This window comes from Idiomarina sp., assembly GCF_048265525.1.
In the GTDB taxonomy this organism is placed as follows: domain Bacteria; phylum Pseudomonadota; class Gammaproteobacteria; order Enterobacterales; family Alteromonadaceae; genus Idiomarina.
Genome location: NZ_JBLXBI010000001.1, coordinates 896,251 through 921,888, shown reverse-complemented (window position 1 = coordinate 921,888; position 25,638 = coordinate 896,251). Strand labels below are relative to the sequence as shown.

Annotated in this window: 32 protein-coding genes; 18 read left to right on the top strand and 14 right to left on the bottom strand. The window is 45.0% G+C overall.

Features of this window, described 5'->3' with window-relative positions; all coding sequences use genetic code 11:
* The first annotated feature begins 4 nt into the window (after positions 1 to 4).
* Complete coding sequence (locus ACN0TF_RS04475; protein ID WP_011234809.1) at positions 5 to 574, top strand: LemA family protein; 570 nt, start codon at positions 5 to 7, stop codon at positions 572 to 574.
* Positions 575 to 652: 78 nt separating this feature from the next.
* Here ACN0TF_RS04475 and ACN0TF_RS04470 read toward each other — a convergent pair whose 3' ends face one another.
* A complete protein-coding gene (locus ACN0TF_RS04470) occupies positions 653 to 1,468 on the bottom strand; it encodes an NAD-dependent protein deacetylase (protein WP_417440925.1) in 816 nt (271 codons plus the stop codon).
* A gap of 158 nt (positions 1,469 to 1,626) precedes the next feature.
* Here ACN0TF_RS04470 and ACN0TF_RS04465 point away from each other — a divergent pair, with 158 nt between their 5' ends.
* Positions 1,627 to 2,253: an OmpA family protein gene (locus tag ACN0TF_RS04465; protein ID WP_273025122.1), complete on the top strand. Its 627-nt coding sequence runs from the start codon at positions 1,627 to 1,629 to the stop codon at positions 2,251 to 2,253.
* A 42-nt stretch (positions 2,254 to 2,295) separates the two neighbouring features.
* Here ACN0TF_RS04465 and ACN0TF_RS04460 read toward each other — a convergent pair whose 3' ends face one another.
* The 7 genes from ACN0TF_RS04460 to ACN0TF_RS04430 all read right to left on the bottom strand — a co-directional run bounded on the left by ACN0TF_RS04460 (position 2,296) and on the right by ACN0TF_RS04430 (position 6,489).
* Positions 2,296 to 2,883, bottom strand: a complete 588-nt coding sequence (locus tag ACN0TF_RS04460; protein ID WP_417440924.1) for a DUF938 domain-containing protein — start codon at positions 2,881 to 2,883, stop codon at positions 2,296 to 2,298.
* Between the two features lies 1 nt (position 2,884).
* Positions 2,885 to 4,393 carry a PH domain-containing protein gene (locus tag ACN0TF_RS04455; protein WP_417440923.1) on the bottom strand — a complete coding sequence of 503 codons (1,509 nt, stop codon included), beginning with the start codon at positions 4,391 to 4,393 and terminating at the stop codon, positions 2,885 to 2,887.
* Positions 4,386 to 4,928 (bottom strand): PH domain-containing protein, encoded by a 543-nt coding sequence (locus ACN0TF_RS04450; RefSeq protein WP_417440922.1) that lies wholly within the window; start codon positions 4,926 to 4,928, stop codon positions 4,386 to 4,388. The genes ACN0TF_RS04455 and ACN0TF_RS04450 overlap by 8 nt, the downstream gene beginning before the upstream one ends.
* 123 nt (positions 4,929 to 5,051) lie before the next feature.
* The gene (locus ACN0TF_RS04445) at positions 5,052 to 5,492 is read right to left on the bottom strand and encodes a BON domain-containing protein (protein ID WP_417440921.1); all 441 of its coding nucleotides are present in this window, start codon (positions 5,490 to 5,492) and stop codon (positions 5,052 to 5,054) included.
* Between the two features lie 73 nt (positions 5,493 to 5,565).
* Positions 5,566 to 5,862, bottom strand: coding sequence for a hypothetical protein (locus ACN0TF_RS04440; RefSeq protein WP_417440920.1), 297 nt, complete (start codon positions 5,860 to 5,862; stop codon positions 5,566 to 5,568).
* An 11-nt stretch (positions 5,863 to 5,873) separates the two neighbouring features.
* Positions 5,874 to 6,245, bottom strand: coding sequence for a phage holin family protein (locus ACN0TF_RS04435; RefSeq protein ID WP_417440919.1), 372 nt, complete (start codon positions 6,243 to 6,245; stop codon positions 5,874 to 5,876).
* On the bottom strand, positions 6,232 to 6,489 hold the full coding sequence (locus tag ACN0TF_RS04430; protein ID WP_011234800.1) for a DUF883 family protein: 258 nt from the start codon (positions 6,487 to 6,489) through the stop codon (positions 6,232 to 6,234). The genes ACN0TF_RS04435 and ACN0TF_RS04430 overlap by 14 nt, the downstream gene beginning before the upstream one ends.
* Positions 6,490 to 6,724: 235 nt before the next feature.
* On the opposite strand from ACN0TF_RS04430, the gene ACN0TF_RS04425 reads away from it, so the two are divergent.
* Complete coding sequence (locus ACN0TF_RS04425) at positions 6,725 to 6,865, top strand: DUF3149 domain-containing protein (RefSeq protein WP_081423223.1); 141 nt, start codon at positions 6,725 to 6,727, stop codon at positions 6,863 to 6,865.
* 16 nt (positions 6,866 to 6,881) lie between these two features.
* On the top strand, positions 6,882 to 7,196 hold the full coding sequence (locus tag ACN0TF_RS04420) for an antibiotic biosynthesis monooxygenase family protein (RefSeq protein WP_417440918.1): 315 nt from the start codon (positions 6,882 to 6,884) through the stop codon (positions 7,194 to 7,196).
* On the opposite strand, the gene ACN0TF_RS04415 is transcribed toward ACN0TF_RS04420, so the two are convergent.
* Positions 7,193 to 8,188, bottom strand: a complete 996-nt coding sequence (locus ACN0TF_RS04415) for a branched-chain amino acid aminotransferase (RefSeq protein ID WP_417440917.1) — start codon at positions 8,186 to 8,188, stop codon at positions 7,193 to 7,195. The genes ACN0TF_RS04420 and ACN0TF_RS04415 overlap by 4 nt on opposite strands.
* 139 nt (positions 8,189 to 8,327) lie before the next feature.
* Here ACN0TF_RS04415 and ACN0TF_RS04410 point away from each other — a divergent pair, with 139 nt between their 5' ends.
* From ACN0TF_RS04410 to arfB, 3 genes are all read left to right on the top strand, one after another.
* Complete coding sequence (locus ACN0TF_RS04410; protein ID WP_417440916.1) at positions 8,328 to 9,710, top strand: serine hydrolase domain-containing protein; 1,383 nt, start codon at positions 8,328 to 8,330, stop codon at positions 9,708 to 9,710.
* 70 nt (positions 9,711 to 9,780) lie between these two features.
* Positions 9,781 to 10,023 carry a hypothetical protein gene (locus tag ACN0TF_RS04405; RefSeq protein WP_034821363.1) on the top strand — a complete coding sequence of 81 codons (243 nt, stop codon included), beginning with the start codon at positions 9,781 to 9,783 and terminating at the stop codon, positions 10,021 to 10,023.
* A 42-nt stretch (positions 10,024 to 10,065) separates the two neighbouring features.
* The gene (gene arfB / locus ACN0TF_RS04400; protein WP_417440915.1) at positions 10,066 to 10,476 is read left to right on the top strand and encodes an alternative ribosome rescue aminoacyl-tRNA hydrolase ArfB; all 411 of its coding nucleotides are present in this window, start codon (positions 10,066 to 10,068) and stop codon (positions 10,474 to 10,476) included.
* Here the strand turns inward: arfB and ACN0TF_RS04395 are convergent.
* Together ACN0TF_RS04395 and ACN0TF_RS04390 are read right to left on the bottom strand one after the other, a co-directional pair.
* The gene (locus ACN0TF_RS04395) at positions 10,473 to 10,667 is read right to left on the bottom strand and encodes a hypothetical protein (RefSeq protein WP_011234794.1); all 195 of its coding nucleotides are present in this window, start codon (positions 10,665 to 10,667) and stop codon (positions 10,473 to 10,475) included. The genes arfB and ACN0TF_RS04395 overlap by 4 nt on opposite strands.
* Positions 10,648 to 11,067, bottom strand: a complete 420-nt coding sequence (locus tag ACN0TF_RS04390; protein WP_417440914.1) for a hypothetical protein — start codon at positions 11,065 to 11,067, stop codon at positions 10,648 to 10,650. Before ACN0TF_RS04390 ends, ACN0TF_RS04395 begins: the two co-directional genes overlap by 20 nt.
* Before the next feature lie 133 nt (positions 11,068 to 11,200).
* Here ACN0TF_RS04390 and ACN0TF_RS04385 point away from each other — a divergent pair, with 133 nt between their 5' ends.
* On the top strand, positions 11,201 to 11,857 hold the full coding sequence (locus ACN0TF_RS04385; protein ID WP_417440913.1) for a flavin reductase family protein: 657 nt from the start codon (positions 11,201 to 11,203) through the stop codon (positions 11,855 to 11,857).
* Here the strand turns inward: ACN0TF_RS04385 and ACN0TF_RS04380 are convergent.
* The gene (locus ACN0TF_RS04380) at positions 11,847 to 13,028 is read right to left on the bottom strand and encodes an MFS transporter (RefSeq protein ID WP_417440912.1); all 1,182 of its coding nucleotides are present in this window, start codon (positions 13,026 to 13,028) and stop codon (positions 11,847 to 11,849) included. The two genes, ACN0TF_RS04385 and ACN0TF_RS04380, sit on opposite strands and share 11 nt — an antisense overlap.
* Positions 13,029 to 13,163: 135 nt before the next feature.
* Here ACN0TF_RS04380 and ACN0TF_RS04375 point away from each other — a divergent pair, with 135 nt between their 5' ends.
* A complete protein-coding gene (locus ACN0TF_RS04375; RefSeq protein WP_417440911.1) occupies positions 13,164 to 13,478 on the top strand; it encodes a YebG family protein in 315 nt (104 codons plus the stop codon).
* A 58-nt stretch (positions 13,479 to 13,536) separates the two neighbouring features.
* A complete protein-coding gene (locus ACN0TF_RS04370) occupies positions 13,537 to 14,448 on the top strand; it encodes a M14 family metallocarboxypeptidase (RefSeq protein ID WP_417440910.1) in 912 nt (303 codons plus the stop codon).
* A gap of 28 nt (positions 14,449 to 14,476) precedes the next feature.
* Here ACN0TF_RS04370 and ACN0TF_RS04365 read toward each other — a convergent pair whose 3' ends face one another.
* Positions 14,477 to 15,727 (bottom strand): DEAD/DEAH box helicase, encoded by a 1,251-nt coding sequence (locus ACN0TF_RS04365; protein ID WP_417440909.1) that lies wholly within the window; start codon positions 15,725 to 15,727, stop codon positions 14,477 to 14,479.
* Between the two features lie 188 nt (positions 15,728 to 15,915).
* On the opposite strand from ACN0TF_RS04365, the gene ACN0TF_RS04360 reads away from it, so the two are divergent.
* From ACN0TF_RS04360 to ACN0TF_RS04345, 4 genes are all read left to right on the top strand, one after another.
* Entirely contained in the window at positions 15,916 to 17,415 is a 1,500-nt protein-coding gene (locus ACN0TF_RS04360) for a methyl-accepting chemotaxis protein (RefSeq protein WP_417440908.1), read from the top strand.
* Positions 17,402 to 17,944, top strand: a complete 543-nt coding sequence (locus ACN0TF_RS04355; protein WP_417440907.1) for a DUF6436 domain-containing protein — start codon at positions 17,402 to 17,404, stop codon at positions 17,942 to 17,944. Before ACN0TF_RS04360 ends, ACN0TF_RS04355 begins: the two co-directional genes overlap by 14 nt.
* Positions 17,945 to 17,972: 28 nt before the next feature.
* The gene (locus ACN0TF_RS04350; protein ID WP_417440906.1) at positions 17,973 to 18,875 is read left to right on the top strand and encodes a diguanylate cyclase; all 903 of its coding nucleotides are present in this window, start codon (positions 17,973 to 17,975) and stop codon (positions 18,873 to 18,875) included.
* 77 nt (positions 18,876 to 18,952) lie between these two features.
* The gene (locus ACN0TF_RS04345) at positions 18,953 to 19,459 is read left to right on the top strand and encodes a DUF2937 family protein (RefSeq protein WP_417440905.1); all 507 of its coding nucleotides are present in this window, start codon (positions 18,953 to 18,955) and stop codon (positions 19,457 to 19,459) included.
* On the opposite strand, the gene ACN0TF_RS04340 is transcribed toward ACN0TF_RS04345, so the two are convergent.
* Complete coding sequence (locus ACN0TF_RS04340) at positions 19,410 to 21,089, bottom strand: isovaleryl-CoA dehydrogenase (protein WP_417440904.1); 1,680 nt, start codon at positions 21,087 to 21,089, stop codon at positions 19,410 to 19,412. The genes ACN0TF_RS04345 and ACN0TF_RS04340 overlap by 50 nt on opposite strands.
* Positions 21,090 to 21,222: 133 nt before the next feature.
* Between ACN0TF_RS04340 and ACN0TF_RS04335 the strand changes: the two genes are divergently transcribed.
* From ACN0TF_RS04335 to ACN0TF_RS04320, 4 genes are all read left to right on the top strand, one after another.
* Positions 21,223 to 22,581, top strand: coding sequence for an MBL fold metallo-hydrolase RNA specificity domain-containing protein (locus ACN0TF_RS04335; RefSeq protein WP_417440903.1), 1,359 nt, complete (start codon positions 21,223 to 21,225; stop codon positions 22,579 to 22,581).
* Between the two features lie 54 nt (positions 22,582 to 22,635).
* Complete coding sequence (locus tag ACN0TF_RS04330; protein ID WP_417440902.1) at positions 22,636 to 23,154, top strand: porin family protein; 519 nt, start codon at positions 22,636 to 22,638, stop codon at positions 23,152 to 23,154.
* 99 nt (positions 23,155 to 23,253) lie between these two features.
* A complete protein-coding gene (locus ACN0TF_RS04325; protein WP_417440901.1) occupies positions 23,254 to 24,843 on the top strand; it encodes an EAL domain-containing protein in 1,590 nt (529 codons plus the stop codon).
* A gap of 55 nt (positions 24,844 to 24,898) precedes the next feature.
* Complete coding sequence (locus tag ACN0TF_RS04320; RefSeq protein WP_417440900.1) at positions 24,899 to 25,594, top strand: 2OG-Fe(II) oxygenase; 696 nt, start codon at positions 24,899 to 24,901, stop codon at positions 25,592 to 25,594.
* The last annotated feature ends 44 nt before the right edge of the window (positions 25,595 to 25,638 follow it).

Sequence of the window (25,638 nt, the reverse complement as noted above, 5' to 3'; positions counted from 1 at the left end):
AACAATGACAGGAACATGGATAGCTATTGGCATAGCCCTTGTTTTAGTAATAGCCGTTATTGCTATATATAACGCCATTATTAGCCGCGCAAACGCTGTCGAGAGAGCATGGGCTAACGTTATTACGCAAGAGCGCCAGAAAAATAAAATTATTCCGCACTTAGAAGATGTCGTGAAAGACTATAAAGAGTTTGAGCAGGGTACTTTGACTAAAGTAACCGAACTGCGTAGCGCTCTGCAGGGGTTGGATAGTGGCAAAGTCGATACGGCTAAACTTGAGCAGGCGGAAGCCAGAACTGGTGAACTGCTTAAAAGCCTTAACGTTACTGTCGAGAACTACCCGGAACTGAAGGCTTCAGAAACTTATCAGAAATTGATGAGAGAAATTACCGACCAGCAGGAAAACATTGGTGCGGCAATTCGTATCTTTAACCAGAACGTAGAAGACTTTAACAACGGTATTGAAGTGTTTCCAAATTCATTGGTTAACTCTATGCTGAACCATAAAGAGAAAATAAAAACCTTCTCCGACTCTCAGGCTGAAGAAGGTTTTGAGTATAAGCCGAATATTTAAGGTTTTTCTGAATCACCCCTGGAGAGCCCGTTTATTGTCACGCGGGCGCTCAGCCTGGAAAGAATAGCTGCCAGTAGTTCATGCCAGTACGTCCTTGATAGAGCAGTTCAGTTTTAAAGTTGCCAGGTCATCGGCGCGTGTTTTCCCCAGAGTTAACAGGGCGACAGGTTGATTGCTTTGGTGAGCCTGGCGGGCAAAGCGATAGCCGGAAAAGACCATGAGCGAGGTGCCAATAGCCAGCAGGGCGTTGCTGTCTTCTATAGCCTTTTGAGCTTCTTCAACCCGTGGGCGAGGCACGTTGTCACCAAAGTACACGACATCGGGTTTTAGAATCCCCCCGCAGCTTCTGCAGTCGGCGACTTTAAACTGTTCAAAGTCGGCTTCAAGGTCAGCATCGCCGTCCGGTGCGGCGGTTGCGTCTAAGGCTGCAAAGTCCGGATTCAATTTTAGGCTGCGTTCATGCATCTCCAGTCGTGGGGTTATTTCCCTACAGCTCATGCAGACCATGTCGTTGGCGTATCCGTGTAAGTTAATGACACGTGTGGCTCCGGCTTTTTGGTGCAGGCCGTCCACATTCTGCGTGATAACACAGCCAATAAGCCCTTGCTGCTGCAATTTTGCTATCGCATAATGCGCTGAGTTAGGCTTCGCATGATAAAGCACTGGCCAGCCAAATAAGCTCCGCGCCCAGTATCTTTTTCGTACCGCTTCGCTGTGCATGTAATCCTGATGCTGAACCGGAGGTGTGCGCTTCCATTCGCCTTCATTATCGCGATAGTCGGGAATTCCTGAGTCTGTACTTATGCCTGCGCCGGTAATGACTGTTACGGGCGCATTATCTCGCAAGAACGTTATTAAAGCCTTACGAGCCTCTGTAGGGTCAGTTATGGTCATATAAATGGAAGCGCATATGTGAGTTACTACTTTTTATAAGGTATCACTGCTGGGCATTAAGAGAAAATAAGTTAAGTAAAAAATTCGCAAATCTCAACAGTGACTATACTAAAGCATGCTAGCTTTTTGGGCATTCATTGTTTTTATGGAGTTAGAGTATGAAAAAGTTAGTTTTGACTATGATGTTCTCTTCGTTAGCACTTGTGGGTTGTGAAAATATGAGTAACACCCAGAAAGGCGCGTCTATTGGTGCTGTCACTGGCGCTTTGCTGGGTAAAGGTACAGGCGATCATGATAAAAGTCGGTATGTCTGGGGCGCTGCGGTTGGGGCATTAGCCGGAGGTGCCATTGGTTCTTATATGGATAAGCAGGAAGAAGAATTTCGGGAAGAGCTGGCCGATAGTGGTGTGAAGGTGATACGTGACGGCGATAATCTTCGTTTGCAGTTACCTAGTAACATTACGTTTGCTACCGGCAGTGCAAACATTTCTCAAAGCTTCAACCCAGTACTGGATGATGTTGCGCGAGTACTGAAAAAGTATGAAAAAACCACCATGCTGATAGAAGGGCATACCGACAGCACAGGTTCTGCTGAATACAACCAGCAACTGTCGTTAAATCGTGCTAATGCCGTACGCAATAATTTAGTGGGTAACGGCGTGGACTCCCGCAGGGTAACAACCGAAGGTTATGGAGAAAGTATGCCTGTTGCAGATAATGATACCGAAAGCGGACGTCAGTTAAACCGTCGGGTAGAGTTACGTATTGTTCCCAATACTAAATAACGGCCTAGCTTTCGTTAGCCCTTATCACTTATCAATAAAGGGCTAACGTTTAAATTCCAGCAGCTGGTTATTGGCAGGCAAAGCGTGTATCTTTTTCAGCTCAAAGCCTTGCTGATTGGCCAGCTCTGCAATCCATTGCCAATCACGTATCCCCATGTCGCTGTTACGCGACTGCAGCGACTGGTGAAAGCGACGATTACTGTCGCTGGTAAAATGACCGTTGTCGTTAAAAGGTCCGTAAATACATAAACGCTTCACACTACTAAGTTCGCTTCCCAAATGCTTGAAGAGCCTTTCAACCCCTTCTTTCGGCATAATATGGCAGGTATTGGCGGCGAAAAGAGCGTTGAATGTTCCTTCCGGTGCGTCTGCAAATACATTAAATTCAACCGGTAATGGCTGGTTAGTTACACCTTCCTGCTTTATTCGGGCCGTTACTCCCGGTAGGTACTCTGCTTGATCACTGGCTTGCCAATGAATATTAGGCAGTTGGCTGGCAAAGTACACGGCATGTTGGCCTGTACCACTGCCTACTTCTAAAACACGAGTGCAGTCTGAAAACGCCGTTTTAAGAACCTCGAGTATTGGGTCTTTGTTGTTTTCACAGGCTTGCGAGAAAGGTAATTCCATATTACATCCAGGACTTTTTTAATGCTTCCACCTGATAAAGGCAGGAGTCTATGAGTTCTTCACCGATTCTAGCATTAATAAAAGGCAGAGTCTGACCACCAGAAGCCAGGACAAACTTTACTGAGCATAACTGAAAGCGGCGCATAAACCAGCTTTGCGAGAACGTTGTCTGTTGAACTTTATGAATAGGGAAGCAGCGGTAATTTACTCCAATAAGGCCTTTTCTGAGATAAATGAAGTTACTGTCAATTGCATAGCCGCGGCGTTTCCAGCTTAGAACGATAAAGGCGGTAGACAGAACAAAAGCCGCAATTGAGGCTGTTGCCAGCTCTGTTTTTTCAAAATAAGCAAGTGCGGAAGCAAGAGGAACAAACAGCCAAAAGGCGATGAGCGTATTTCTAATAGCGAGTCGCTTGCTGACCGGATTATAGCTTATGCTGCTTAATTGATTATTGGGCCAGGTTTCCGTTGCCAAGTTATGTGCCTCTTCGAGAGTAACCGATGGCACAATAATTTTTCCACCTGAAGTTCCTGCGGACTGGCGCTCAAAGTTGGCATTAAGCTGCTCGAATTTTAAGTTAACTCTTTGCAGTATGCGATCAAGCCAATTTTGCTGTAAAGCAATCATTTGCAGTCGAGACAGCTTCATAACGACTTCGTGACGGGTAAAAAGTCCGTTGCGGCGAATATAACGATCGTCGCTGCGAGTTAGTTTAAAGTCGTAGAATGTAATTACAGAGCCTAAGACAGAAATTAATGCCATTAGGGCAATAACAACAAAAGCGATAGAAAAGAAAAATAATACGTACTGCCAGAATGCATATTGTGAAGAGGCCATGAGCGCATCAACATCCACTCCGAAGCTTTCTATGGCTTTAATAAACTGCTCTGAAAGCGAGTTAAAGAAAGGCGCTAACGCACCCAGTACAATCCAGATACGGTTACTGGCCAGGCCATGAATAACTAAGTCTCGTAAGGAGCGTGAATTTAGCAGGCGTTCCTCATGAGGTTGAGGTTGGTGGTCTGTTGCTGGATGAGTATCTTCGGTTTTATGAGCGAGTATTTTTTGCTTTAGAGACTCGGCTACGTTTTTGGGTAAAGCAATAATTTTTGCTTCGAGTTTATTGGAACCCGCGGTGTCCAGAAGCATGCAGACATGATTCGTCGGGCGGTAAAAAATGGGTTGTTCAAAACGGACATTCTGTATGCGCTCGAAGGGAAGGTCGATATGCGTTTTCTGAAACACGCCGGAATGAATCTGAACTCGACCTTCGCTCAACCGGTATTGATAGAAATAAAATTTGAGCAAAGCGGAGATGGCAACAAAGACTAATAGAGCGCCAAGCCCCGATAGTATTATCAAGGAATTTTCAGAAAACTGATTGTAGCCAACAAAAATAGCCGGCAGTAAATAAAATAAATTGTTACCAATGGTTTTGATGAACTGAACAGCGAAATAAATAATCGCTACGGGTGATAGTTTTAGCCATCGGTCCTGGTAACTAGTCATTGGCTGCGATGTCGCTATGGGTTAGTACGTAGGAACGGATTTCGCGAGCTTTTTCTTCTGGTAATCCCGGTATTGCGAAAGTGTGCATGGCACCGCCGGCGCTAAAAATCTCTAAACTGGACAGTCCAAAATGGCGGTCAATAGGACCATGTTTTAATTCAACGTGCTGAATACGTAAAATGGGCTGACTGACTACTGACTGGAATATAACTCCACTACGATAGCTAAAGTCGTGCTCACGTATTGCGTATCCTTTGTTTTTGTCAGCTAAAATTCCATAAGCCGAACTTAATAAGCCAAGCCCTCCGGCAGCTAATTGTATCTGAGGCAAATAAAGTTCGAGCAGCTTAGGAAGAGCAACCCAAGGCTGACAATAAAGAATTAATAAGGCACTCACGACCATTAACCAAAAAACTAAGCGGCACATTAGGTTGACCTTAATATAGGTGTTACTCAGCGGTGTAAAGTATTGAGCGCTAACCTGCGGAAGGTCTTCAGGTGTTAAGGTGTGGTTGCTAAATGCATTTTTTGACATAGTTTCGATTCTTATTTTTGTTATGCCGTAAAGTTATCAGTAATTTACTCTGTGTTCTAGCTTTAAGGGTATAAAAAAAGCGGCTTAGAAGCCGCTTTTTATCAGGGAGTATTTAAAAAATAATTAATCTTCTTCGCGAACCTGAATATCGTTTTCGATGTCTTTAACACCTTTCACTGTAGCCGCCAGATTCTCTGCGGTATCAATATCGGCATCGCTTTCAACAAAACCTGACAATTGAACAATTCCGTTGTTCGTTTCAACATTGATATCCATGCTGCTCAGGTTATCGTCTTCGAAGATAACGGCTTTGACTTTAGTGGTGATGACAGCATCATCAACATACTCACCAGCATCTTCAGCTTTTTCTTCAGTGTAGCTTTTGGCTTCCTGAGCTTTGTCTTCAGTCTCTTGCATCGCGTTTTCAGCTTTATCTTCAGTTTCCTGCATAGTCTTTTCAGCTTTTGATTCCGCTTTTTCGGTTTCAGCGTCACTGCAGCCCGAAAGAGTCAGCATTGAAATTGCGATTAAACTTGCTGGTAGTGCCATTTTAAAGTTCTTCATGGGTAACCTCCTGTTATTAAAAAATCATTACCACACTCACTATAGCTGTAACTGTATGAGTTTACGGTCATCTTTACAGATGTTTTGCAAAACTGCTGGCACTTTGAACGCCAGCAATTAACCTCAATACTTTAATTACTATATTTGTGGCAGATTTTTTCTCGCCGGAAGACTCTGTCTGCTTTTTCGGTCTATCCGACATTTCTCCGATAAAAAAACCTGCACCTACGGCAACACAAAGAGCCGTGGGAGAAGCTAGTTTGTCATGAGTTGTTGAAATAACGCCTTGTGAACGGACCTTAACAGCTAATTTACGAAGCTGAAGGTCTTTTTTCGTTTGCGCTATTTGATAATCAAGGCTTGATGCCATAAGCCCTCCACTTAGAGACTGCTACTGGTTTCTGCAAACAGCAGATCGCGACTTCTTCGTTTTATATATCTAACAATATAAAAGGCCGCTGCCAGATGAGCGACGGCAACAATGATTAATGCTGTTGTCAAAGATATTACACTACTGTTTACAACCGCTATTACAGCAGCCGTAACTAAAACCGCCCAAGCCGTAAAAGCTAAGCAAGCTGCCAGCACAGCGAAAGCGACCATACGTACAAAACTCTCACCAGCTCTACGGGTTTCCATACCCGCAAGCTGCAGTTGAGCTTTTACAACACCACGAACTTCGCTTTCCAGTGCCTTAACTTGCTTAAGTAAGCTTTCCGTTTCGTTCGTATCAGTTTGATTATGAGCGGTCACTGAATAGCCTGCTTAATAAATAACCACTTGCGGCTGCAATACCTAAAGATTTAATTGGGTTATCTTTAACGTAATCAGTTGCAGTCGAAAGCCATTTTTCCTGAGTTTCTTTAAGGTTATGTCCTTTTTCACCCAGGTTGTCAGAGGCATGTTTAGCTGCGTCCGCCACTTTATCGATGGTGTCGTGAGCTTTATTTGCTGACTTGTTTACTGCGTCTTCTGCTTTTGCTTGATTATTACTCATAATACCCTCGGTTTTTATTGAATGTACCTATTAAGGAAAGACGTAAATTCTGATATACGCAAATTTTTTTACACTGCTTTACAAACTGTAAAGATGAATATTTTTCGGTATTCGATAGGAATAAACTAAAAAGCCCCTAAAAAAATCAGTGTTATTCTTGTTATTGATTGGGATCAATATCGTCACTGTCAAGTTTGAATAAACTGAAATCAAGAATTCAAACAGGGGAATAACCATGAGTTTATGGCAAGAGTTTTTTAAAGATCCAGTCATCTTTTTTTCTTTTACAGGCTTAGCTATTGTTATTGGTATGTGTGTTTTTTACGCTATTTTCTTTTACTTAAAAATGGTTAAATCAGAGAATAAACGGAAATAGTGCTAGAAGAGGATCTATGAAGTATATTTTCCAGGTTCGTATCAAAGAAGGTCATACGGCAGAGGAATATGCAGAAGCCTGGGTAAAAGCCAGTGAAATAATCCAGCAAGCGCCAGGAGCCCGAGGTACGGAGTTACACCGCAAAATCGGTGATGACAAAAAGTTAATAGCCATAGCGTCGTGGGATAGCAAAGAAAAACGCGACGCTATGGAAGGGCAACATAACTCCGAAGTGGCTAATATTATTCGCAGTGCTGCCCCATTTTGTGAAATAACACCTTTAGGTGAATTCGAAGACCCTGAATGGGTGGTAAGGCCGCCTAAAGGTTAGATTTTAGTTAGCCAACCGTGTTTATCTTCTGCTTTGCCCCACTGAATATCATTCAGTGCTTTACGTAATTTCAATGTGGTAGCACCTGAGTTCCCGTTACCGACAGGAAACTCTTTTCCGTTATGAATTAATGTACCAACTGGCGCAAGTACCGCTGCGGTGCCGGATAAAGCCGCTTCGCTATCCGGTTTTGAGGCGCGCTCCAGCAGTTCATCTACGCTAAGCTCTCGTTCAGACACCGTCATTCCCATATCTCGCGCAATAGTGAGAATAGAGTCTCGGGTTACGCCATGTAGAAAGCTAGTGTCCAATGCTTTGGTAATAATTTCGTTGCCGTCAATAAGCAAGAAGTTGGCGGCTCCAGTTTCCTGTACGTCGCCATTAGGGCAGAACAGAACTTGATCCGCATTCACGGATTCCCGTGCCTGAAGAATGGGCTGTAACGCACTGGCGTAGTTGCCGCCGCTTTTAACCATACCCATATGAGCCGCGCAACGTGAACCGTCTTCCTCGAGCAACAAGCGTAGGGTTTTATCCCCGCCTGAAAAATAGTCACCGACAGGCGATAACAATACATAAAGCATTGAGGAGCTGGTTGGCGAGGCGGCCTTGCCGATCGCAGCTTCGGTACCAACGTGAGTAGGGCGTATGTACATTGAACCCGGTGGTTTTGGAACCTCGTTGCTGAAGTGCTTCACAACATCTGTAATCATTTGCTGCAGCAAACTGGCATCAAATGCCGGTAAGGAAAGCAAACGACTGCTTTGCTGCATGCGCTCAATGTTGCGGTTCATACGAAATAGATTGATAGAGCCATTTTCATGACGAAACGCCTTTAACCCCTCAAAACAAGTACTGGCGTAATGCAGAACATGGGCTCCGGGGTGTAACTGTATTGCGTCAGAAGAGACTAATTCAGGTTTACTCCAGTCTGAATTCTCGAAAGTTGCCATCGTCATTTGTGGCATAAATACGGTGCCAAAGGCTGCCATAGGGTTGTCCTGATCTAGAAAATAATGCGCAGTAATATACCATAATTTTTAACATTCGGATGACTCTGGCGGTTTGCTTCTTTTGCATCATGCTCTTACATTGAGGAACTGTGATAAAGAGCCAACAGGTATGTGATAAATGAATAAGACATTAAAAATAACTCTGGCCAGCATGTTGCTGGCAACTGCGTACACTCAGGCTGAAGAAACTGAAACAACCTTAAATGCTTACGCCGCTGGTTATACTGCGGGTTTTACCTGTAGTGCCGTATTTAACGCTAATAAGTCTATGGCGCAAGTTCGGGAGCATGAACTGAGTGGAATTTATTCTTTAATTGCTGAACGCGTAAAGAGTATGGAGCCAGAAGTTGATAAAGAAAACAACTGGGTCAGGGTACCTTATGATGAGGGGCGGCGGGAGCGAATATCAGTTTGGCGATCAAAACTTGGCTGCGTCGATCTGCCGGTAGGAGCGAGCGTTGATGACGCTAAATTTCTTGCTGATCCTTTTCGTGGGGATAAAGCTGCGGATAAGGACAGTGGAGCCCCCTGGGAGAAACGAGCAGAGGTTAACGCAAGAAGTGATAATGCTCAGTTAGAATCCGTACTAAAACAGGCCTTTACCAAGAAGTATGGCTCTGGTTCGCGTACCTCGGCAGTATTGATTGTGACGCCGGATGAAATTATTGCTGAGCGTTATCTTGAAGGTTTTAGCCCTGAGACGGCGCAGCGTACCTGGTCTGTTGCAAAAAGCATTGGTGCCAGCGTTATTGGTGCAGCTATTCAGCAAAATAAAATAGAGCTGGATGCTCCTGCTGGTATTTCGAACTGGTCACATCCGCTCGACCCGCGAGGACATATTACCTTAGAAAATCTATTGCACATGGCGTCTGGTTTAGACAGTAATAACGCAGGCAATCGCACCGACCGGGTTTATATGGGTGGTGGACTTGTAAGTGACACGGCAACAGAAACGGCACTTGAAGTGGCTCCCGGCAGTCGTTGGAAGTACGCTAATAACGACACTATGCTGGCTTTAAGAGCACTGCATGAGCGTTTTGATACAACTGACGAGTACTTACAATTCCCGTATAAAGCTTTGCTGGAAAAAGTAGGAATGCAGCATACTTTTGTCGAAACCGACTGGCGCGGAGACTTCATTTTATCGTCTCAGGTGTGGACAACATCTCGTGATTTAGCTCGTTTGGGGGTTTTGCATTTGCAGGAAGGGCTATGGCAGGGAGAACAAATTTTACCGGAAGGCTGGTTGGATTATATTAGTACGCCAGCACCGGCTCAACCACCGGAAGATGCTCCGGGCTACGGTGCGCAGTGGTGGCTTTATAACGAGCGCTTTCCAGAGTTACCTGACGATACTATTGCAGCCCGCGGAAACAGGGGACAGTTTTTGGTCGTTATTCCTTCAAAGAATTTAGTGGTGGTTCGTCGTGGTTATGACATTGCTGGTGAACAAGGATTTAACGAGCATGACTTTGTGCGGGATGTACTAAAAGCCCTATAAAAATCCCCTCAGAGTAAGCCGAACAGTGATAGACTGTTGCCACCATACGGACGTATACAGAGACTCTATTATGAACGAAGAACAGCAAGTAACTCAAAGCAAACATACCCAACAATACAGTGCTGACGGTAAAAATGTAGAGATAGATATTTACCGTACCGAGGACAGCGGTTGGATTCTGGAAATTGTTGATGAGAATAATAATTCAACGCTTTGGGAAGATGCGTTTGAGAACGAAGATGATGCGCTTGCTGAAGCCCTCGACGCTTTGAAAGAAGAAGGCATAGATAACTTTATCCAGCCCGCTGAGTGATGTGGGTAAAATCGTTTAATTTTTTTGGTAATAAAGAGAAAAATGATTCAGATATCGCAGCGAGTTGAGTTAGCAGAGAGCGAAATTGAATGGCAGTTTATCCGTTCCAGTGGGGCGGGTGGGCAAAACGTGAATAAAGTAGCAACTGCGGCTCAACTCATTTTTGATATTCAGGCCTCTTCACTTCCCGACTTTTATAAAAGCCGATTACTGAAAAAATCTGACCACCGCATTACCCAAAGCGGAAAAGTGATTATCAAGTCTCAGGAAACTCGCAGTCAGGCACGTAATAGAGAGCTGGCACTTGAGCAACTAATTGATTTAATTCGCAGTGCATCTCAGGTTCAGAAAAAACGTATTCCGACTAAACCCAGCCGCTCGGCTAAAGAAAGACGACTAACCACTAAAAAGCAGCAGGGACAGAAAAAAGCACTTCGAAAGAAAGACTTCTAACCGTCGAAGTTCTGCAAAGAGCCGGAACAGTTTATTCTGGCGCATTCAAGTATCAACTGTTTAAGCTCGCACTGACTGCAGTAATCACTGCAACGAATATCACTGGCCACTAACTTTTGCTCAAGCAGTAGCTTTTTAAGTTGCTCTTTACTCATTGAAAGTTGCAAGCGTTCAGGTTTGTTCATGCGCATAACCGGATTCCTCTAATTGTTGCATACAGTGCCCCAGGCAACGAGAATGCTGACAACCGGTAATTAATAGTTGATAGCAGTAACGACACAACTCTTCTAGCGGCTGAGTTTCAGCCTGATTAAGCCATGACGTCAGTTGCTCAACACTCTCTTGTTGAAGCTCATAGGCCTGTAGCTTTTGCTGGCGGCGAATATGGGTAGCAATTAACAAAATAGAACAGGTTGTAAAGCTTTGGATGGCATTACCCACCAGTACAGGTTCATTAAAAGCCCGTTTTGCTGAGTCGCGTGCCTGGCTAAGAAATGTCGTTGCAGTGCGATAATCTTTTTGGTTGAGCAGTGAGCTCGCTATTTTTAGCTTTTCCTGAGAGTTAAAGTACTCTTGATAGGCGTTAGTCATTATGCATCCTTTATTCTGGCTTTGATTAAACAAGCTAACGCAAATGATAATAGTTCGCAATAAGTTATTTGTAAACGATCGTAATTGAGAAATAAAACGTATAGATAGCCGACAAAAACAAACTGGAGCTTTAATGAAAACCTACAAACAGCAAGATTTAGCGAAAATGAATGACCGCGATCGAGCGCGTTTTGTGAACTGCTTATCCGGGTTTAAAAGCGCCAATGTTATTGGCACTCGTGACCGGCATCAGCAAAACAATTTAGCCATAGTCAGTTCTGTTGTTCATTTGGGAAGTAATCCGCCTCTGTTGGGATTTGTTATGCGACCGCAGTCGGTTACCCGGCATACCTGGGAAAACATTGAAGAGAGTGGCGTTTATACTATTAACCAGGTTAACGAAGGTTTTTTCCGTCAAGCGCATCAGACATCGGCGCGGTATCCCAGAGAAACTTCAGAATTTGAAGCCTGTGGTCTGACGCCGGAATTTGTCGATGGTTTTCATGCTCCTTATGTGGCCGAGAGTTCGCTCAGAATTGGTATGCAACAGGTTGAAATTATTCCGATACAACATAACGATACGGCGTTAATTGTTGGGGAAGTTCGTTGGGTTGAAGTTAAAGAAGAGGCGGTAAAAGGCGATGGTTTCATTGATATAGAATCGCTGGGGGCAATGACTATCTCAGGGCTTGATGGGTATCATAGCACTCAGCGGGCCGCGCGTTTGTCTTATGCGAAGCCCGATGAGGAGCTCAGTGAGTTAGATGCAGAGGGCAAGCCTAAAGACTAACTATGTTGGGTGTTCTGCGGCTGTGCTTTTTAGTGACCCAAAATAATAGCAGGCCGGCCAGCGACAGTGCGCACCCAACCCAACCGGTTCCTTGCCAGCCAAGCGGGGAAATGATAGCAAGACCACCTAGCCAGGCACCTAAGGCGTTAGCCGCATTAAAAGCGGAGTGGTTTAACGATGCTGCTAAAGTCTGGGCTTCTCCGGCAACATCCATTAAACGTACCTGCAGAGCCGGAACCAGCGCAGCAGAGCTACCGAGTAATAACACCATAGGCATAACCGTCCATAGACTCTGTAGTGTTAAGGGAAAAATTGCCAGCACAATTGCCGACCACACCAAAGAACCGCCGATGGTTAATTTCAAGTTTCTGTCGGCAGCCCAGCCGCCGACCAAACTACCGGCCAACGATCCCAGTCCGTAGATAAATAAAGCTACGGGTATCCAGTGAGAATCTAATCCGGTGGCGTTTATTAGTGTTGGGGCTATGTAGCTCAATACCGCAAACATTCCACCGAAGCCAATGGCTCCTATGGCCAGAGTCAGCCAGACCTGAGGGTTTTGCAATGCCTGCATTTCGCCTCGGGCGGACGTTTTCTTTTCATTCGGATGTTTGGGAACCACAATGGAAATCATGACAAAAGCCAGTAAGCCTAACGCTCCTACCGTGTGGTATACGGTGCGCCAGTCAATAAGCTGCCCTAACCAGGTGGCTAGCGGGTTTCCGACCAGAATCGCCACAGTGAGTCCCATCATCACCATAGTTACTGCCATACCACGTTGGTTTTTACGTACCATATCGGCTGCAACCAGGCAGGCAATCCCGAAGTAAGCACCGTGAGGCAGGCCAGTTAGAAAGCGTAACACCTGAAGTAATGTGTAATTTTCTGCTGAGGCACTGGCGAAGTTGCCCAGAGAAAATGCCAGCATCAGTGCCAATAACATAGGTTTGCGTGGCAGCCTGGCAAATAAAATGGTAATGAGCGGGGCACCGATAACCACACCGAGCGCATAAAGACTGATTAAGTGGCCTGTTTCCCGGGTGTCAGTATTAAAGTCTGCGGCTACGTCGGGCAGCAGCCCCATAATGACAAACTCACCAATACCAATGGCAAAGCTTCCAATTGCCATTGCAAAAATGGCCAGTAGAACTTGTATTTTTGAGAACTGCATAGGGCGGATTTACTTCCTGTCGTAACGAAGGCCTGTTCGGAGTGCGCAGTTTAGCGAATGCTACAACTATTGCAATCTATGTCACTTTACTGTACAAATAAACAGTATATTTACACATCAGCAAAGGACCATACCATGGCTGTAGTAACCCAATATGTAGTTATTCGCGACGGAGCCGAGAAAATGACCTTCACTTCAAAAGCCGAAGCCGATGCGCACGATAAAATTCTGGATATGGCGGAAGCCCTGAACCCATTAATTAAAAGTAGCGAACTGTTCACTGATGAGCAACAACTCGAGGATATGGCTCTGTTTTTAGCGAAAGAGCGTGAAAGTATACTTATTGCATTAGGGGCTAAAAAGCCAAAGAAACCTAAGACGGAAAAGACATCGACAGAAAAAACTGAAGTGTCTAAGCCTGCGGATAAGGAATCGACAAAGGCGGCTTAGCTACCGGTAAAGACTTTGCTAGTATAGCAGCCTTGTTTTAAGTGAATAGGATTAAAATATGACGCAACAAACGATTTACCATATTGGAACACCGGGCACGCCCTGGGGAGCGACAGAAAAAGCTCAGTGGCTAGCCGAGCAAACGAAAAAGCGCTCTTACTTCGATGATGTGGTTAGTAAGATTGAAACCTTTAAAAGCGATTTCGATGTAGACCAATACGGTGAACTTGTCTACGACAGCGGTACTTATCCTTTATTTGTGGTCAGAACAAAAAATTGGGATGTGTCGAAGCCAACAGTTTTAATTACCGGCGGAGTACATGGTTATGAAACCAGTGGTGTCCATGGTGCGTTGCGTTTTATTGAAACTAAAGCGAAAGATTACCAGCCACATTTCAATGTGGTGGTAGCGCCATGTTTGAGTCCCTGGGGCTATGAAACCATCAACCGCTGGAATCCGGCGGCCATTGATCCTAACCGCTCTTTTGTCGCTGATTCACCAGCCGGGGAATGCGCGCACATTATGAATTATGTTGCTGGCTTAGGCGTAGATATTCTGGCCCACATAGATTTACACGAAACAACGGATACGGATAACAGCGAGTTTCGTCCGGCCAAAGCGGCGATGGATGGAAAAGTGAATACGAACTGGAATATTCCGGATGGGTTCTATTTGGTTGGAAATTCTGAAAAGCCTTATTCTGAGTTTCAAAAGGCGGTTTTAGATTCGGTGGAAGAGGTCACTCATATTGCCGATGCCGACGATGAAAATAAACTGATAGGCGAGGACATTGCTCAGCGTGGCGTTATTTTATTGCCAACGGCGAAAATGGGATTGTGCATTAGCTTTAGCAAAGCAGAGTATGCGACGACTACAGAAGTGTACCCTGACAGCCCGAAAGCAACGCCTGAACAGTGCATTCAAGCACAGGTTGCTGCGGTAACCGGAGGACTGGACTTTTTAAAGTAAAGTCCGGTCCTGCTGGTCAGCGGTAGAATTAACGTCGTGTGTCCGGGCGCTTCTGGCGAGGCGCACGACGAGAGTTTTGAGGACGACCCGTACGAGGCTTCTGAATAGGCTCCGGCTTTATGCTGGGGTCTGGTTCAAAACCCGGAATAACTTCTCTGGGTATCTCATTTTTAGTTAGCTTTTCTATATCGCGTAGCAGTTTATGCTCATCAACACAGACTAAAGACGCCGCTTCACCTTCACTTCCTGCACGACCGGTACGGCCAATACGGTGTACATAGTCTTCAGCGACCTGAGGCAGTTCAAAGTTGATAACGTGTGGCAATTCATCAATATCAATACCGCGTGCAGCAATATCTGTTGCTACCAACACTCGTAACTTACCTGCTTTAAATTGCGATAAAGCTTTCGTTCTTGCGCCTTGGCTTTTATTGCCGTGAATGGCCATAGCAGGCAAACCATCATCACTTAATTGCGTAGCCAGTCTGTTGGCACCGTGTTTTGTACGGGTGAAAACTAATACTTGTCGCCAGTTTCGGCTTCCTATTAAATAGCTTATTAGCTCTCTTTTACGCTTTTTATCAACCGGGTAAACCCGCTGTTGTATAGTATCTGCCGCTGCATTCTGACGCGCAACTTCAACCAATTTGGGTTGTTGCATAAATTGTTGTGCTAATGCTTTTATCTCGCTTGAGAAGGTTGCAGAAAACAGCAGTGTTTGGCGTTTTTCAGGAATGAGCTTCATGACCTTTTTAATGTCATGAATAAAGCCCATATCCAGCATGCGGTCAGCTTCGTCCAGAATCAGTACGTCAATTTTACTTAAATCAACGGTTCCCTGACGGCTGTGATCCAGCAAGCGGCCGGGTGTTGCAACAAGAATGTCGACACCACGACGTAAGGCATTAATTTGCGGGTTAATACCAACACCACCAAAAATCACCAGAGACTTAAGACCGGTATATTTTGCATAGGTATTCAAATTGTCTTCAACCTGTGCTGCCAGCTCTCTGGTTGGCGTAAGAATTAACGCCTTAATAACAGGTTTTCCGTCGGTCTTTGTTTGCGACAATTTGTGCAGCAAAGGGAGCGTAAAACCAGCTGTTTTACCGGTCCCCGTTTGCGCCGCGGCTAATAAGTCGTGGCCGGCCATAACGGTCGGAATCGCTTGCTGTTGAATTGGTGTCGGGGTGGTGTAACCGCATTCAGTGACGGCTCGTAAAATATCGTCGCTCAATCCGAGTGACTGGAATGAGGATGGGTTTTGTTCTGTGGACATGAAGCTCCGGGAATTATGATAGTAGATACCGCGCTAATGTGCGGCTTTTCGGCATTGTATCACAAACGAGATTAAACCTTTATTTAGAAAAGTGCGTAATAGTGAAAGTTTTTCTTGATTCGATGAAAAAGTGAGCGCATTATTCGCGCCGCTTTTAGCCCTCATTTAGCTTCTTTAGAGGAAATTACATGTTTTACCGTCCCTGGGTTAACTCGGCCAACCGAGTTTTCATCGGCGTCCTGATTGTTCAGTTCTTAATTACGCTCTTGATTGCCTCCTTTACCAATGACTGGTTTTTACCAGTATTGCTTTCACTATTTATTGTTGCTTTGCCTTTATTATTAATTCGTATAGCAGGCCAAAGAAAGCTCACGCATCATGTTATAGCCGCGGCAGTTCAACTAATAACTGCGGTTCATATCGATCAGACAATGGGTTTGGTCGAAATGCATTTTGAAATTTTCGTAGTGATGGCATTTCTAATTTATTATCGCGATTGGGCTATTGTGATAACCAGCGTTGCTGTAGTTGCAGTGCATCATATCCTCTTCTTTATTCTGCAATCTAATGGTGCAGACGTTTATATTTTTGCTGAGGGCTACGTCACTCTAGGTATTTTAGCTATCCATGCGGGATTCGCCATAGCCGAAGGAGCCGTGCTTTGTGTTATCGCTAAAAAAAGTGACGCTGAAGCTAGAAGTGCTCAGGCCTTGCGTGACAGTATTGCTAATATTGTTAAACAGTCTGACACGTTAGATTTAGCTGTAGAGATTCAGGGTGAAACGAATGAAATTGTGGCTTTCCGGGAGCTTATCGAACAATTCAGGAAAAACATCAGAAGCACCCGGACTCTGGCGGAAGAAGTTCAGGGCGTTTCAGGTAAACTTTCTCATCAAACGACAGAGTTAGTTAGCAGTCGAAAGCATACATCCCGTGAAGTGGATCGTATTGCGAGTGCAATTGAACAAATGACCGTAACGATAAGAAGTATAGCTGAGCAGACAAGTGAAGTGAAAATTTCAGCCGAGGAGTCTATAGACCGTTCGGAGCATGCCGACAGCGTAGCTAAAACAGCAGCCGATGCTATTGGCTCATTGAAATCTAATGTTTTGGAAACCAATAAAAAGCTGAGCACTTTGGATAGTCAGTGTCATCAAATTTCAGACGTCGTTGAAGCAATAAACAATATTGCTAAGCAAACTAATTTACTGGCGCTTAATGCAGCAATTGAAGCTGCCAGAGCCGGGGAAGAAGGCCGAGGGTTTGCGGTGGTTGCCGATGAAGTCAGGTCGTTGGCAGCTACAACGGCAAAAAACGCAGAGGAGATTAGTCTCATAAGTAAAAGCATAATAACTGAGGTTGCTGAGGCTGTAAGTTCAATGGATGCTTGTGTTCAGCAGATTGATGATGCGGTGAGATATTCTGATGAATCAGGAGAATCGATGAGAGAAGTTGCGGAGCGTATAAAAGAGGTTTCTCAACAGGTTATTGCGATTGCAACTGCAACCGAACAACAGCGAAGCGCAAGCGAAGATATTTCGAAGTCTGCACAAACAATGCGAGAGTTGTCACAAACAGAAACTCAGTTGTTGCTGATTGGTCAGGAAAACTCCGATTCGTTAAAAGAGGCTTCAGCAGAATTAGACTTGGAAGTAGGGCGTTTCATTGTCACTCATGAAATCAGGTAAGGCTCGTTCCCGTTGGCTTATTATCGCTGTTGTGGCCTGGTTTGGGCTAGTGCTTCTAGGTATCAGTTATCTATTGGAACAACGGCTGGCTTGGTTTGATGAAAAAGGTGAATTACTGGAACTCAGTAACAACGAAAAACTGGAACCGAAGCTAGTGGGTGAGCTCACGCGTCTGGGTTATTCCTTAGCTGGCAGCGTTTTTCATATTACTTCTGAGGATTGCTCTTGTAACTGGCGCTCATCCGGGCATATGGCCAGCGTAAAAAGAAAGGTAGCGGAATCTGAAGGGGAAAATTTGATTGTTGATATCGATCAATATCCAACCTTAAAGCGCTTCGTTCCGGCAACTCCAGCTATTATCATGTTCAATAAATCATCAAAGCTGATTTACATTGGCCCATATGCCGATGGTGCTTTTTGTACTACTGAGAGTAGCTTTGTAGAAGAGCTGATACCTTCCGTTGCGGAGGAATCAGCGGCTCCTAAATGGGTTAATACCGTTGCAAAAGGGTGTTATTGCAAAGTTTAATGCGGCAGAACAGTGGAGCCACATAACGATGAAAGTAAAACAAACCTTTATTGAGTTCCTTGAAGTGATACCGGACGGCGCAATAGTCATTAGCTCACAAGGGCTCATTGTTGGTGTTAACCAGGCTGCCGCGACAATGTTTCGCTATTCCTCGTCATCTATGCTTGAACTGCATCTTAATGAACTGCTACCTGAAGGTATGCGTGAAAAGCATGACCAGCACTTAGAAAAGTTTTTTAAGTACCCGGGCAGGCGCTCTATGGGGAATGGCTTGATTTTCCCCGCAATTCGTCGGGATGGTTCAACTTTTTATGCCGATATTATGTTGAATCAACTGGATATCGAAGACCAGTTGTATGGCATAGCCATAGTGCGGGATTACACTCTGCAGAAAAAATCGGAAGATAAAATTCGTCTCGAACTGGAGTTTGAAAAGCGTCAGGCTCTTACCGATCACTTAACCGGAATAATGAACCGACGCGCGTTTACCGCGCAATTACAAGATGAGATAAACCAACTGGAAACCCATGGTACGCCCTTTGCTGTAAGTTTTATCGATTTGGATGACTTTAAAGAAATAAACGATGAACATGGACATCACTTTGGCGACGTGGTGTTGCAAAAAATAGCCGATTTAATTCGTTTACACAGTCGGCATACCGACTATGTTGCCCGTATTGGAGGTGACGAGTTCGCTACCATTCACCCTATGATTTCCGCTGAAGACGCCAGACTCATGATGCACCGTTTACGTTGCCAGTTAGTGAGTGGAATAGGGCATGCTGAGTTACCTGTCACGTTGTCTATCGGCCTTTGTCAATGCGATAAACCTTCAGAGCATTACACTATTGAAGGCATTATGGCCCGGGCAGACAAAGCTATGTATCAGGCAAAGAGCGAAGGTAAAAACGCGGTCGTGCTGACAAGTTAAGTGTAATGAAGCGTAATTAAGTTTGATTGTCGCTTAAGGTCTGCTCTAAAGTGGTTCAGGGCTTTTAAGGAGAGACCATGGCAATCTTCACTTCCTATCTACGAATTATTCTGCTGGTTTCGGGGGTACTCGCCGGAATACAGTTGCCCGGCTTTGTTGATCAGTACGGTAAAAGTTTGCAGGCTCATATGATTGAGTCAGAGCGCAGCCTGAACGAGTTTCGTGATGAAGCCGAAAAATTTTTCGATGGTAGTATTGAGGAACTTATTGCTCACTATCAGGCCAGTGACGACAGAGTGTTTCAGGAAGGCGGGCAAAGCATCAGTGCCATTTATCAACGTAATCAATTGTTGGAACAAGCCTATCGTAGTTTCAGTCAAAATGCCTGGAGTGCTTATCAACAGGCATTTTTTACCCCAGTTGAGGACATTCAGCGCGAGGTTCGCAGCAGCTTTTCTTATACTGTAAAACTCAACCCCGGCGCTATTTTGTTTGGTTTAGTTTCAGGCTTGTTGCTGGCTGTATTTGGCGAACTTATTGTGCGTCTGCTGGCGAGGCCCTTTCGACAATCGCTGCACAATTAAGCCCTGTGGGTAATGTGCCATAGTTGAGTCCGGTATTTGTTGCTAAACGGCTGGCACAAAAAGCATCGGCAACGTCCGTGCTGGCATGTTGAACTAATAAAGCGGCTTGTAACCCAACGGCCATGTTGTCCGTTATACTGCGTGCACGATACTGAAGCATATTCCTGTCAGTAAACTCACTTTTCAACCGCATAATAAACTGGTCGAGTCGTTTATCTGCACCTTGTGCCCGTTGCAGTTCGGCAAAATAGACATCGAGAACCTCAGGCTGTTTTTCTATTGCTCTGAGGACATCCAGACATTGAATATTACCGCTGCCTTCCCATATAGCGTTTACTGGCGATTCTCTGAACAGTCTCGGCATAATGTGGTTTTCCATAACACCGCTACCGCCAATCACTTCCATAGCTTCATAAGCATGATTCGGTGTGCGCTTACAAATCCAGTATTTTCCTATGGGTGTGGCAATTCGGGACAACAGCTTTTCATGCTCGTCGTCCTGGTTATCCATGGCCCGCGCTATGCGCATCATGTAAGTCATGGCGGCTTCGCTTTCAATGGCTAAGTCCGCCAGCAAATTTTGCATTAGCGGTTGTTCACTTAATTTAGTGCCAAAAGCTTCGCGGTGGCTGGCGTGGTGAATGGCCTGAACCACCGCTTGTCGCATGCCGGAAGAGGAACCAATCATGCAGTCGTAGCGGGTAGTTGCCACCATTTCTATAATAGTGCGAACGCCTTTACCTTCTTGACCTACCATCCAGCCCAGTGCACCTCTTAACTCAGTCTCACTTGAAGCATTGGCCGCGTTCCCCATTTTTTGTTTCAGTTGTTGAATCTGAATTGGGTTCTTTGAACCGTCCGGACGCCAGCGTGGCACCAGAAAGCAGGATAACCCGCTGGCTGTTTGAGCAAGCACCAGAAAAGCATCGCACATTGGTGCTGACACAAACCATTTGTGACCAACCAATTCGTACGCCTGGCCTGAACCTTCTTTGTCTAGTGGGTAAGCGCGAGTGCTGTTCAGCCGGACATCAGAGCCACCTTGTTTTTCGGTCATTGCCATACCAATGGTCACGGCACTTTTTTCGGTATGAGGGATATTTCTGGGGTCGTAATGCCTGGCGGTAATTTTGGGTCCCCACTCTTTGAACAAATCGGGTTGGTGTCTTAGTGCGGGTATAGAGGCAAAGGTCATGGTAATAGGGCAGCCATGAGAGGCTTCTACCTGAGTATGCAGATAGTATTTTGCTGCCCGTGCAACATGAGCCCCTAATTTGGGTTCGCTCCAAGGGCTTGCATGTAGGCCATGCTCAATGGCTGTCGACATAAGCTGGTGATAGCTCGGGTGAAAATCGATGAGATCGATACGGTGCCCGTAACGATCGTGAGTTCTCAGTTCAGGCTGGTATTTGTTTGCCTGAAACCCCTGTTCGATACTGTCAGTCTTACCAGCCAGTTCGCCAAAGGCAATAAGATCGGAATAAGCCCAACTGGCACCTTCGCGCTCAACGGCTTTTCGTAGTCCTTTATCAGCCAGGTAAAGATTATAGTTTTCCAGCGCCGGTGGCTGATTCTTAACCTGGTGGGTGCTGGCCATAAACTGATCGGCTCGGGGGTATTTATGAGTCATGTTCTTACTCCTTGTCTTAATTGAGTGAAGCAAGATTATTAAAGATCGTCAATGCACGAATAGTTGTCTTTCGTCTATTTTTCTACGACAGTGAAGTGAGATACTTTGTTGTCGGTTTAAATAAGGACACGCAATGAGAGTCGTATTTTTAGGTGGTGCGGAAACGGTTACCGGTTCCAAATATTTAGTTGAAACAGAATCAACCCGAATTCTAATAGACTGCGGTCTTTTTCAGGGCTACAAGTGGTTGCGGCGGCGTAATTGGCAGCCTTTGCCAATGGGTATTAATCAGGTTGACGGTGTCGTATTGACTCATGCTCACCTTGATCATTCTGGATTTGTTCCAGTGCTATATAAAGAAGGTTTTCGGGGACCGGTTTTCGCACATCATGCAACATCTGGTTTGTGCGATATCCTGTGGGCAGATAGCGGAAGAATTCAGGAAGAAGATGCGAAATACCTCGGAAAACATAAGCTAAGCCGCCATGAAAAACCAGAACCTTTGTATGATGAAGCAATGGCAAAGTCAGCCATACGGCTGCTTCAGGGCGTTGAGTTTCATCAACAATTTGAAATTGGCGATATTAAAGTGACTTTGCAGCCAGCCGGTCATATTCTGGGTGCTTCAAGCGTCATTATTGAAGCCGAAGGTAAACGCGTTGGCTTCTCCGGTGATATTGGGCGTCCGCAGGATATTATGATGTATCCACCTGAACCGCTACCGGATCTGGACTTGCTACTGCTTGAGTCAACTTACGGCAATCGGCTTCATGCTAAAACCGAAGATGCGGAAGAACAGTTGGCAGAAGTGGTCAATGAGACGGCTCAGTCCGGCGGTGTGTTATTAATTCCTAGCTTTTCAGTCGGCAGAGCACAACTGCTGCAATATCTGTTAGTTAAATTGATGGATGAGGGGCGGGTACCTAAACAACCTATTTATTTAGATTCTCCCATGGCTATTAACGTTTCAGGGCTTTACCAGCGTTTCCATAGTATTCACAAACTGACGGACTCAGAGTGCTCCCGAACCTTTGCAAGAGTCGAGTACACGCGTTCTGTCGATGAATCAAAAGCTATTGCGTCTCAGTCGGGGCCTCATATTATTATTGCCGGCAGCGGTATGGCGACAGGCGGACGAATTCTGCATCACTTTAAACGCTGGTTGAGTGATCATCGTGCGACGGTTTTATTCAGTGGACACCAGGCCGGAGGGACTCGTGGCGCTAAAATGCTGCAGGGTGTGGAATCGATAAAACTGCATGGCCAATGGTTACCGATAAAAGCTCGAGTCCGCTCCTTAGAAGGACTGTCAGGACATGCCGATTATCAAGAAATTGCTGAGTGGCTAGAACAATCCAGTTTAAAACCAAACACTCCAATTCAATTAGTACATGGTGAGTTAGATGCACTGGAAACCTTCCGTGACTATTTAATGCAGAACACCTCTTATGATGTCGATGTTGCTGATTACCAAGGGGTATATCACCTGTAACAGAGTCTGGTAAACTACTCTCACTTAGGGTTACCAGATTAATAAGGAAGTCGCATGAAGTTTTTGAAAGCTGTTTTATGTGGTAGTACGCTTTTATTTGTCAGTGTGTTTGCCCAAGCGCAGGACAGTGGCTACTACGGGGCTGCATCTTTAGCTCAGTTGAATGTTGATACCGAGCTTGAGGGAGCCCCGTCATTTACCCCTCATGCGATTAACCTGATGCTGGGTTATCGTTACAGCAACAGCCTTTCGGCAGAGGCGCGCTACGGTTTCGGCGTACGCAGCAGCAGTGATAACGGCACCAAGTTTGAAACCGATTACACGGCCAGTATTTTAGCTAAGCCTCGTTTGTATTTGTCACCCGATGTCGCTTTGTATCTTACCGGTGGCTTTTCGCGCGGTAAATTTACGGTAGGGGGTGAAGATACAACGCTTAACAGCATCAGTTACGGCGGCGGAGTTCAGTATGATCATAACCCCAGAACAACTTACTTTATTGACTGGATAAAATTGATTGATAAAGACGAATACACAATTAATGCTTTAAATATAGGCGTAACCTATCGATTTTGATCAAGCTATCTGTTGTAACAGGCTGTCATTATCGGAGCGGATTCGGTACATTACAAAAAAGTAACATCTAATTTGTTGACCTTGACTGAGCAGGCATTGATGCGTAATCCATTTTTATTAAAGCAGTATATAAATACGTTAGAGTCTGCTGCAATATGTGCACGCTTGTCGCCGGACGGTAATATTCGCTGGATGAGTGAATCGCTGCATAAATTGCTAGGAGTTCACTATTTAAAGCGCACAACCGCATTTTCTGAGTTTCTCCACATTGATAGTCGCAACGATGTGACTGGCGAGATAAGTCAAGCTGCCGCTAATGGTGAAGTCTGGAATGGACGACTTTGCCTGACAAGTGCCAACCGCAGGCGCTGGTGTCGCTGTATTGCAATTCCCTTATACGAAACTGATGGCCTTTTAGCTGAGCAAATATTGTTGTTTCAGGATATCTCACGAGAGATTCACCTGGATGAATTACTACAAGAAGCCCGCTTTGATCAGGTTACCGCTCTTCCTACCCGAATAGACTTGCTCAACGACCTTAAGCAGGTAGGGGCTCAATGTCTCGCCGTACTGGATATCCGTAAATTTCGAAGTTACGCCGATTTCTATGGTTTAGAATTTGGTGATGCATTACTGCGTGAATTTAGTGACTGGGCTTCGGCGTTTTTGAGAACTAAACACATTAATATTTATCGTTTGCATGGTGATAAATTTGCGTTAATTCCAGACTTCAGAATGATCCCCAGTTTATTCGAGAGACAATTGCTTAGCTTTTACAAGGCGTTGTCGTTACACAAACTCAAAGTAGAAAATAGTGATGTCACTCTGGATGTCGCGATAGGCATGGGTGTTGGGCGTAAAAAGCAGTTACAGCTTGCGGAAAGCGCTTTGTCGAAAGCGAAAGCCATCTACTCCGGCTACAAAGTGGAAGTGGTTTATGAACGTGAGTTGCTGGACGAGAATAAAGTGAACTGGCTTCCTAAAATTCAGTCAGCGCTGGTTGATCATCGTTTTGTCAATTACTACCAACCCATTCAAAGTACGAACAAAAATCAGCCCAGCTATTACGAGGCGTTGGTCCGGTTAAGAGACAAAAATAAGGATTTAGTGCCGGGGCTGTTTTTAGACGAGGCAAAAACAACACGTTATTACTGTGAAATTACCCGTTCTGTTATTGAACAGGCGGTGCTAACGTCCGAGCAATACCAGGTCGCAATATCCGTGAATGTGTCCATTGAAGATATTTTGAATGACGAGACGGTCAGCTTTATTCATTATGTGTTGTCAGAACATAAGAAAGCGCAGCTTATTTTCGAAATTACGGAAACCGAATCGACAGAAGATTTTACCAAAGTTCAGGCTTTTGCCAGAGATGTCAGACGTTTAGGCGGACAAATTGCGATAGATGATTTTGGTGTCGGTTATTCAAACTTCTCACGCCTGATAAGTCTTCGTCCGGATTATTTGAAGATTGATGGCAGCATTGTGCAAAACGTATTACATGACCCCACAAGTGCCAGTATTCTGAATGGCCTGATCAGTATCTGTAAGGAATTACATATTCCTATCGTGGCTGAATTTGTTGAGAATAAAGAAGTGAACAGCTATTTGTGTGACCAACAAATTGAGTACTTACAAGGCTACTACATTGGTAAGCCATCGCCGGAAGTCAGTCGCGTATTGAATTAATTTTTTTAAAATGCTATTTCGGGCAAACGTATAGCTATTGGAAAGAGTCATCTTTATGAATGATTTTATCGAAACCTATGATAATGCGTTACCCCACGAACTGTGCCAGCAGTTCATTACGGTTTTCGAAAAGTCGCCGCATACCTTCCAGGGGCGCACCGGAGGTGGTGTTGATGTGAGTAAGAAGTCGAGTACGGATCTAGCGTTGAACGCTCACCCGGAGTACCAGAAGCTGCTGCTAGAAGTACAGAAGATCACAGCCAGACATGCGCTGGAGTATTTTAAAAAGTATCATTTTGCCTTGATAGCGCCAGTCGCGCTAACGTTGCGGCATCCGGAAACTCAGCAGCCAGCCGCTTTAACTCACGATAATTTCGATGAGATAGCGAAAGGCAATGAAATGGCAATTATGCAAAAGCTGTTTCGTGTAGGTGCAATACAAATGCAGCGTTATCGAAAAGGTGAAGGAAATTATAATTACTGGCACTGCGAAGCTTTTCCGCAAAAAGGTTCAACTGAACCATTGCATCGGGCTTTATTGTTTATGTATTACTTAAATAATGTAGACGAAGGTGGCGAAACTGACTTTTATTATCAAGAACGGTCGTTAAAGCCACAAGCGGGGCAAATGGTCATAGCGCCAGCTTATTTTACTCACACCCATAGAGGTAGAATGCCAGTTTCCAATGACAAGTATATTTTAACCAGCTGGATCCTTCATAGTCGCGCAGAGCAATTATTTGGTGAGTAATGAGAGAGAAACTCCCCCAGTCAGAAAGACTGGGGGAGACGATA

Excerpts from the sequence above, each read along its gene's own strand:
- ACN0TF_RS04360 (WP_417440908.1), top strand. The coding sequence starts at position 15,916 with ATGTTTTACCGTCCCTGGGTTAACTCGGCCAACCGAGTTTTCATCGGC.
- ACN0TF_RS04425 (WP_081423223.1), top strand. The coding sequence starts at position 6,725 with ATGAGTTTATGGCAAGAGTTTTTTAAAGATCCAGTCATCTTTTTTTCT.
- arfB (WP_417440915.1), top strand. The coding sequence starts at position 10,066 with ATGATTCAGATATCGCAGCGAGTTGAGTTAGCAGAGAGCGAAATTGAA.
- ACN0TF_RS04470 (WP_417440925.1), bottom strand. The coding sequence starts at position 1,468 with ATGACCATAACTGACCCTACAGAGGCTCGTAAGGCTTTAATAACGTTC.
- ACN0TF_RS04460 (WP_417440924.1), bottom strand. The coding sequence starts at position 2,883 with ATGGAATTACCTTTCTCGCAAGCCTGTGAAAACAACAAAGACCCAATA.
- ACN0TF_RS04340 (WP_417440904.1), bottom strand. The coding sequence starts at position 21,089 with ATGACTCATAAATACCCCCGAGCCGATCAGTTTATGGCCAGCACCCAC.
- ACN0TF_RS04430 (WP_011234800.1), bottom strand. The coding sequence starts at position 6,489 with ATGAGTAATAATCAAGCAAAAGCAGAAGACGCAGTAAACAAGTCAGCA.
- ACN0TF_RS04440 (WP_417440920.1), bottom strand. The coding sequence starts at position 5,862 with ATGGCATCAAGCCTTGATTATCAAATAGCGCAAACGAAAAAAGACCTT.
- ACN0TF_RS04450 (WP_417440922.1), bottom strand. The coding sequence starts at position 4,928 with ATGTCAAAAAATGCATTTAGCAACCACACCTTAACACCTGAAGACCTT.
- ACN0TF_RS04380 (WP_417440912.1), bottom strand. The coding sequence starts at position 13,028 with ATGCAGTTCTCAAAAATACAAGTTCTACTGGCCATTTTTGCAATGGCA.
- ACN0TF_RS04445 (WP_417440921.1), bottom strand. The coding sequence starts at position 5,492 with ATGAAGAACTTTAAAATGGCACTACCAGCAAGTTTAATCGCAATTTCA.
- ACN0TF_RS04335 (WP_417440903.1), top strand. The coding sequence starts at position 21,223 with ATGAGAGTCGTATTTTTAGGTGGTGCGGAAACGGTTACCGGTTCCAAA.
- ACN0TF_RS04370 (WP_417440910.1), top strand. The coding sequence starts at position 13,537 with ATGACGCAACAAACGATTTACCATATTGGAACACCGGGCACGCCCTGG.
- ACN0TF_RS04320 (WP_417440900.1), top strand. The coding sequence starts at position 24,899 with ATGAATGATTTTATCGAAACCTATGATAATGCGTTACCCCACGAACTG.
- ACN0TF_RS04395 (WP_011234794.1), bottom strand. The coding sequence starts at position 10,667 with ATGCGCATGAACAAACCTGAACGCTTGCAACTTTCAATGAGTAAAGAG.
- ACN0TF_RS04350 (WP_417440906.1), top strand. The coding sequence starts at position 17,973 with ATGAAAGTAAAACAAACCTTTATTGAGTTCCTTGAAGTGATACCGGAC.
- ACN0TF_RS04475 (WP_011234809.1), top strand. The coding sequence starts at position 5 with ATGACAGGAACATGGATAGCTATTGGCATAGCCCTTGTTTTAGTAATA.
- ACN0TF_RS04410 (WP_417440916.1), top strand. The coding sequence starts at position 8,328 with ATGAATAAGACATTAAAAATAACTCTGGCCAGCATGTTGCTGGCAACT.
- ACN0TF_RS04325 (WP_417440901.1), top strand. The coding sequence starts at position 23,254 with ATGCGTAATCCATTTTTATTAAAGCAGTATATAAATACGTTAGAGTCT.
- ACN0TF_RS04465 (WP_273025122.1), top strand. The coding sequence starts at position 1,627 with ATGAAAAAGTTAGTTTTGACTATGATGTTCTCTTCGTTAGCACTTGTG.
- ACN0TF_RS04405 (WP_034821363.1), top strand. The coding sequence starts at position 9,781 with ATGAACGAAGAACAGCAAGTAACTCAAAGCAAACATACCCAACAATAC.
- ACN0TF_RS04330 (WP_417440902.1), top strand. The coding sequence starts at position 22,636 with ATGAAGTTTTTGAAAGCTGTTTTATGTGGTAGTACGCTTTTATTTGTC.
- ACN0TF_RS04390 (WP_417440914.1), bottom strand. The coding sequence starts at position 11,067 with ATGACTAACGCCTATCAAGAGTACTTTAACTCTCAGGAAAAGCTAAAA.
- ACN0TF_RS04365 (WP_417440909.1), bottom strand. The coding sequence starts at position 15,727 with ATGTCCACAGAACAAAACCCATCCTCATTCCAGTCACTCGGATTGAGC.
- ACN0TF_RS04375 (WP_417440911.1), top strand. The coding sequence starts at position 13,164 with ATGGCTGTAGTAACCCAATATGTAGTTATTCGCGACGGAGCCGAGAAA.
- ACN0TF_RS04385 (WP_417440913.1), top strand. The coding sequence starts at position 11,201 with ATGAAAACCTACAAACAGCAAGATTTAGCGAAAATGAATGACCGCGAT.
- ACN0TF_RS04355 (WP_417440907.1), top strand. The coding sequence starts at position 17,402 with ATGAAATCAGGTAAGGCTCGTTCCCGTTGGCTTATTATCGCTGTTGTG.
- ACN0TF_RS04420 (WP_417440918.1), top strand. The coding sequence starts at position 6,882 with ATGAAGTATATTTTCCAGGTTCGTATCAAAGAAGGTCATACGGCAGAG.
- ACN0TF_RS04345 (WP_417440905.1), top strand. The coding sequence starts at position 18,953 with ATGGCAATCTTCACTTCCTATCTACGAATTATTCTGCTGGTTTCGGGG.
- ACN0TF_RS04415 (WP_417440917.1), bottom strand. The coding sequence starts at position 8,188 with ATGGCAGCCTTTGGCACCGTATTTATGCCACAAATGACGATGGCAACT.
- ACN0TF_RS04455 (WP_417440923.1), bottom strand. The coding sequence starts at position 4,393 with ATGACTAGTTACCAGGACCGATGGCTAAAACTATCACCCGTAGCGATT.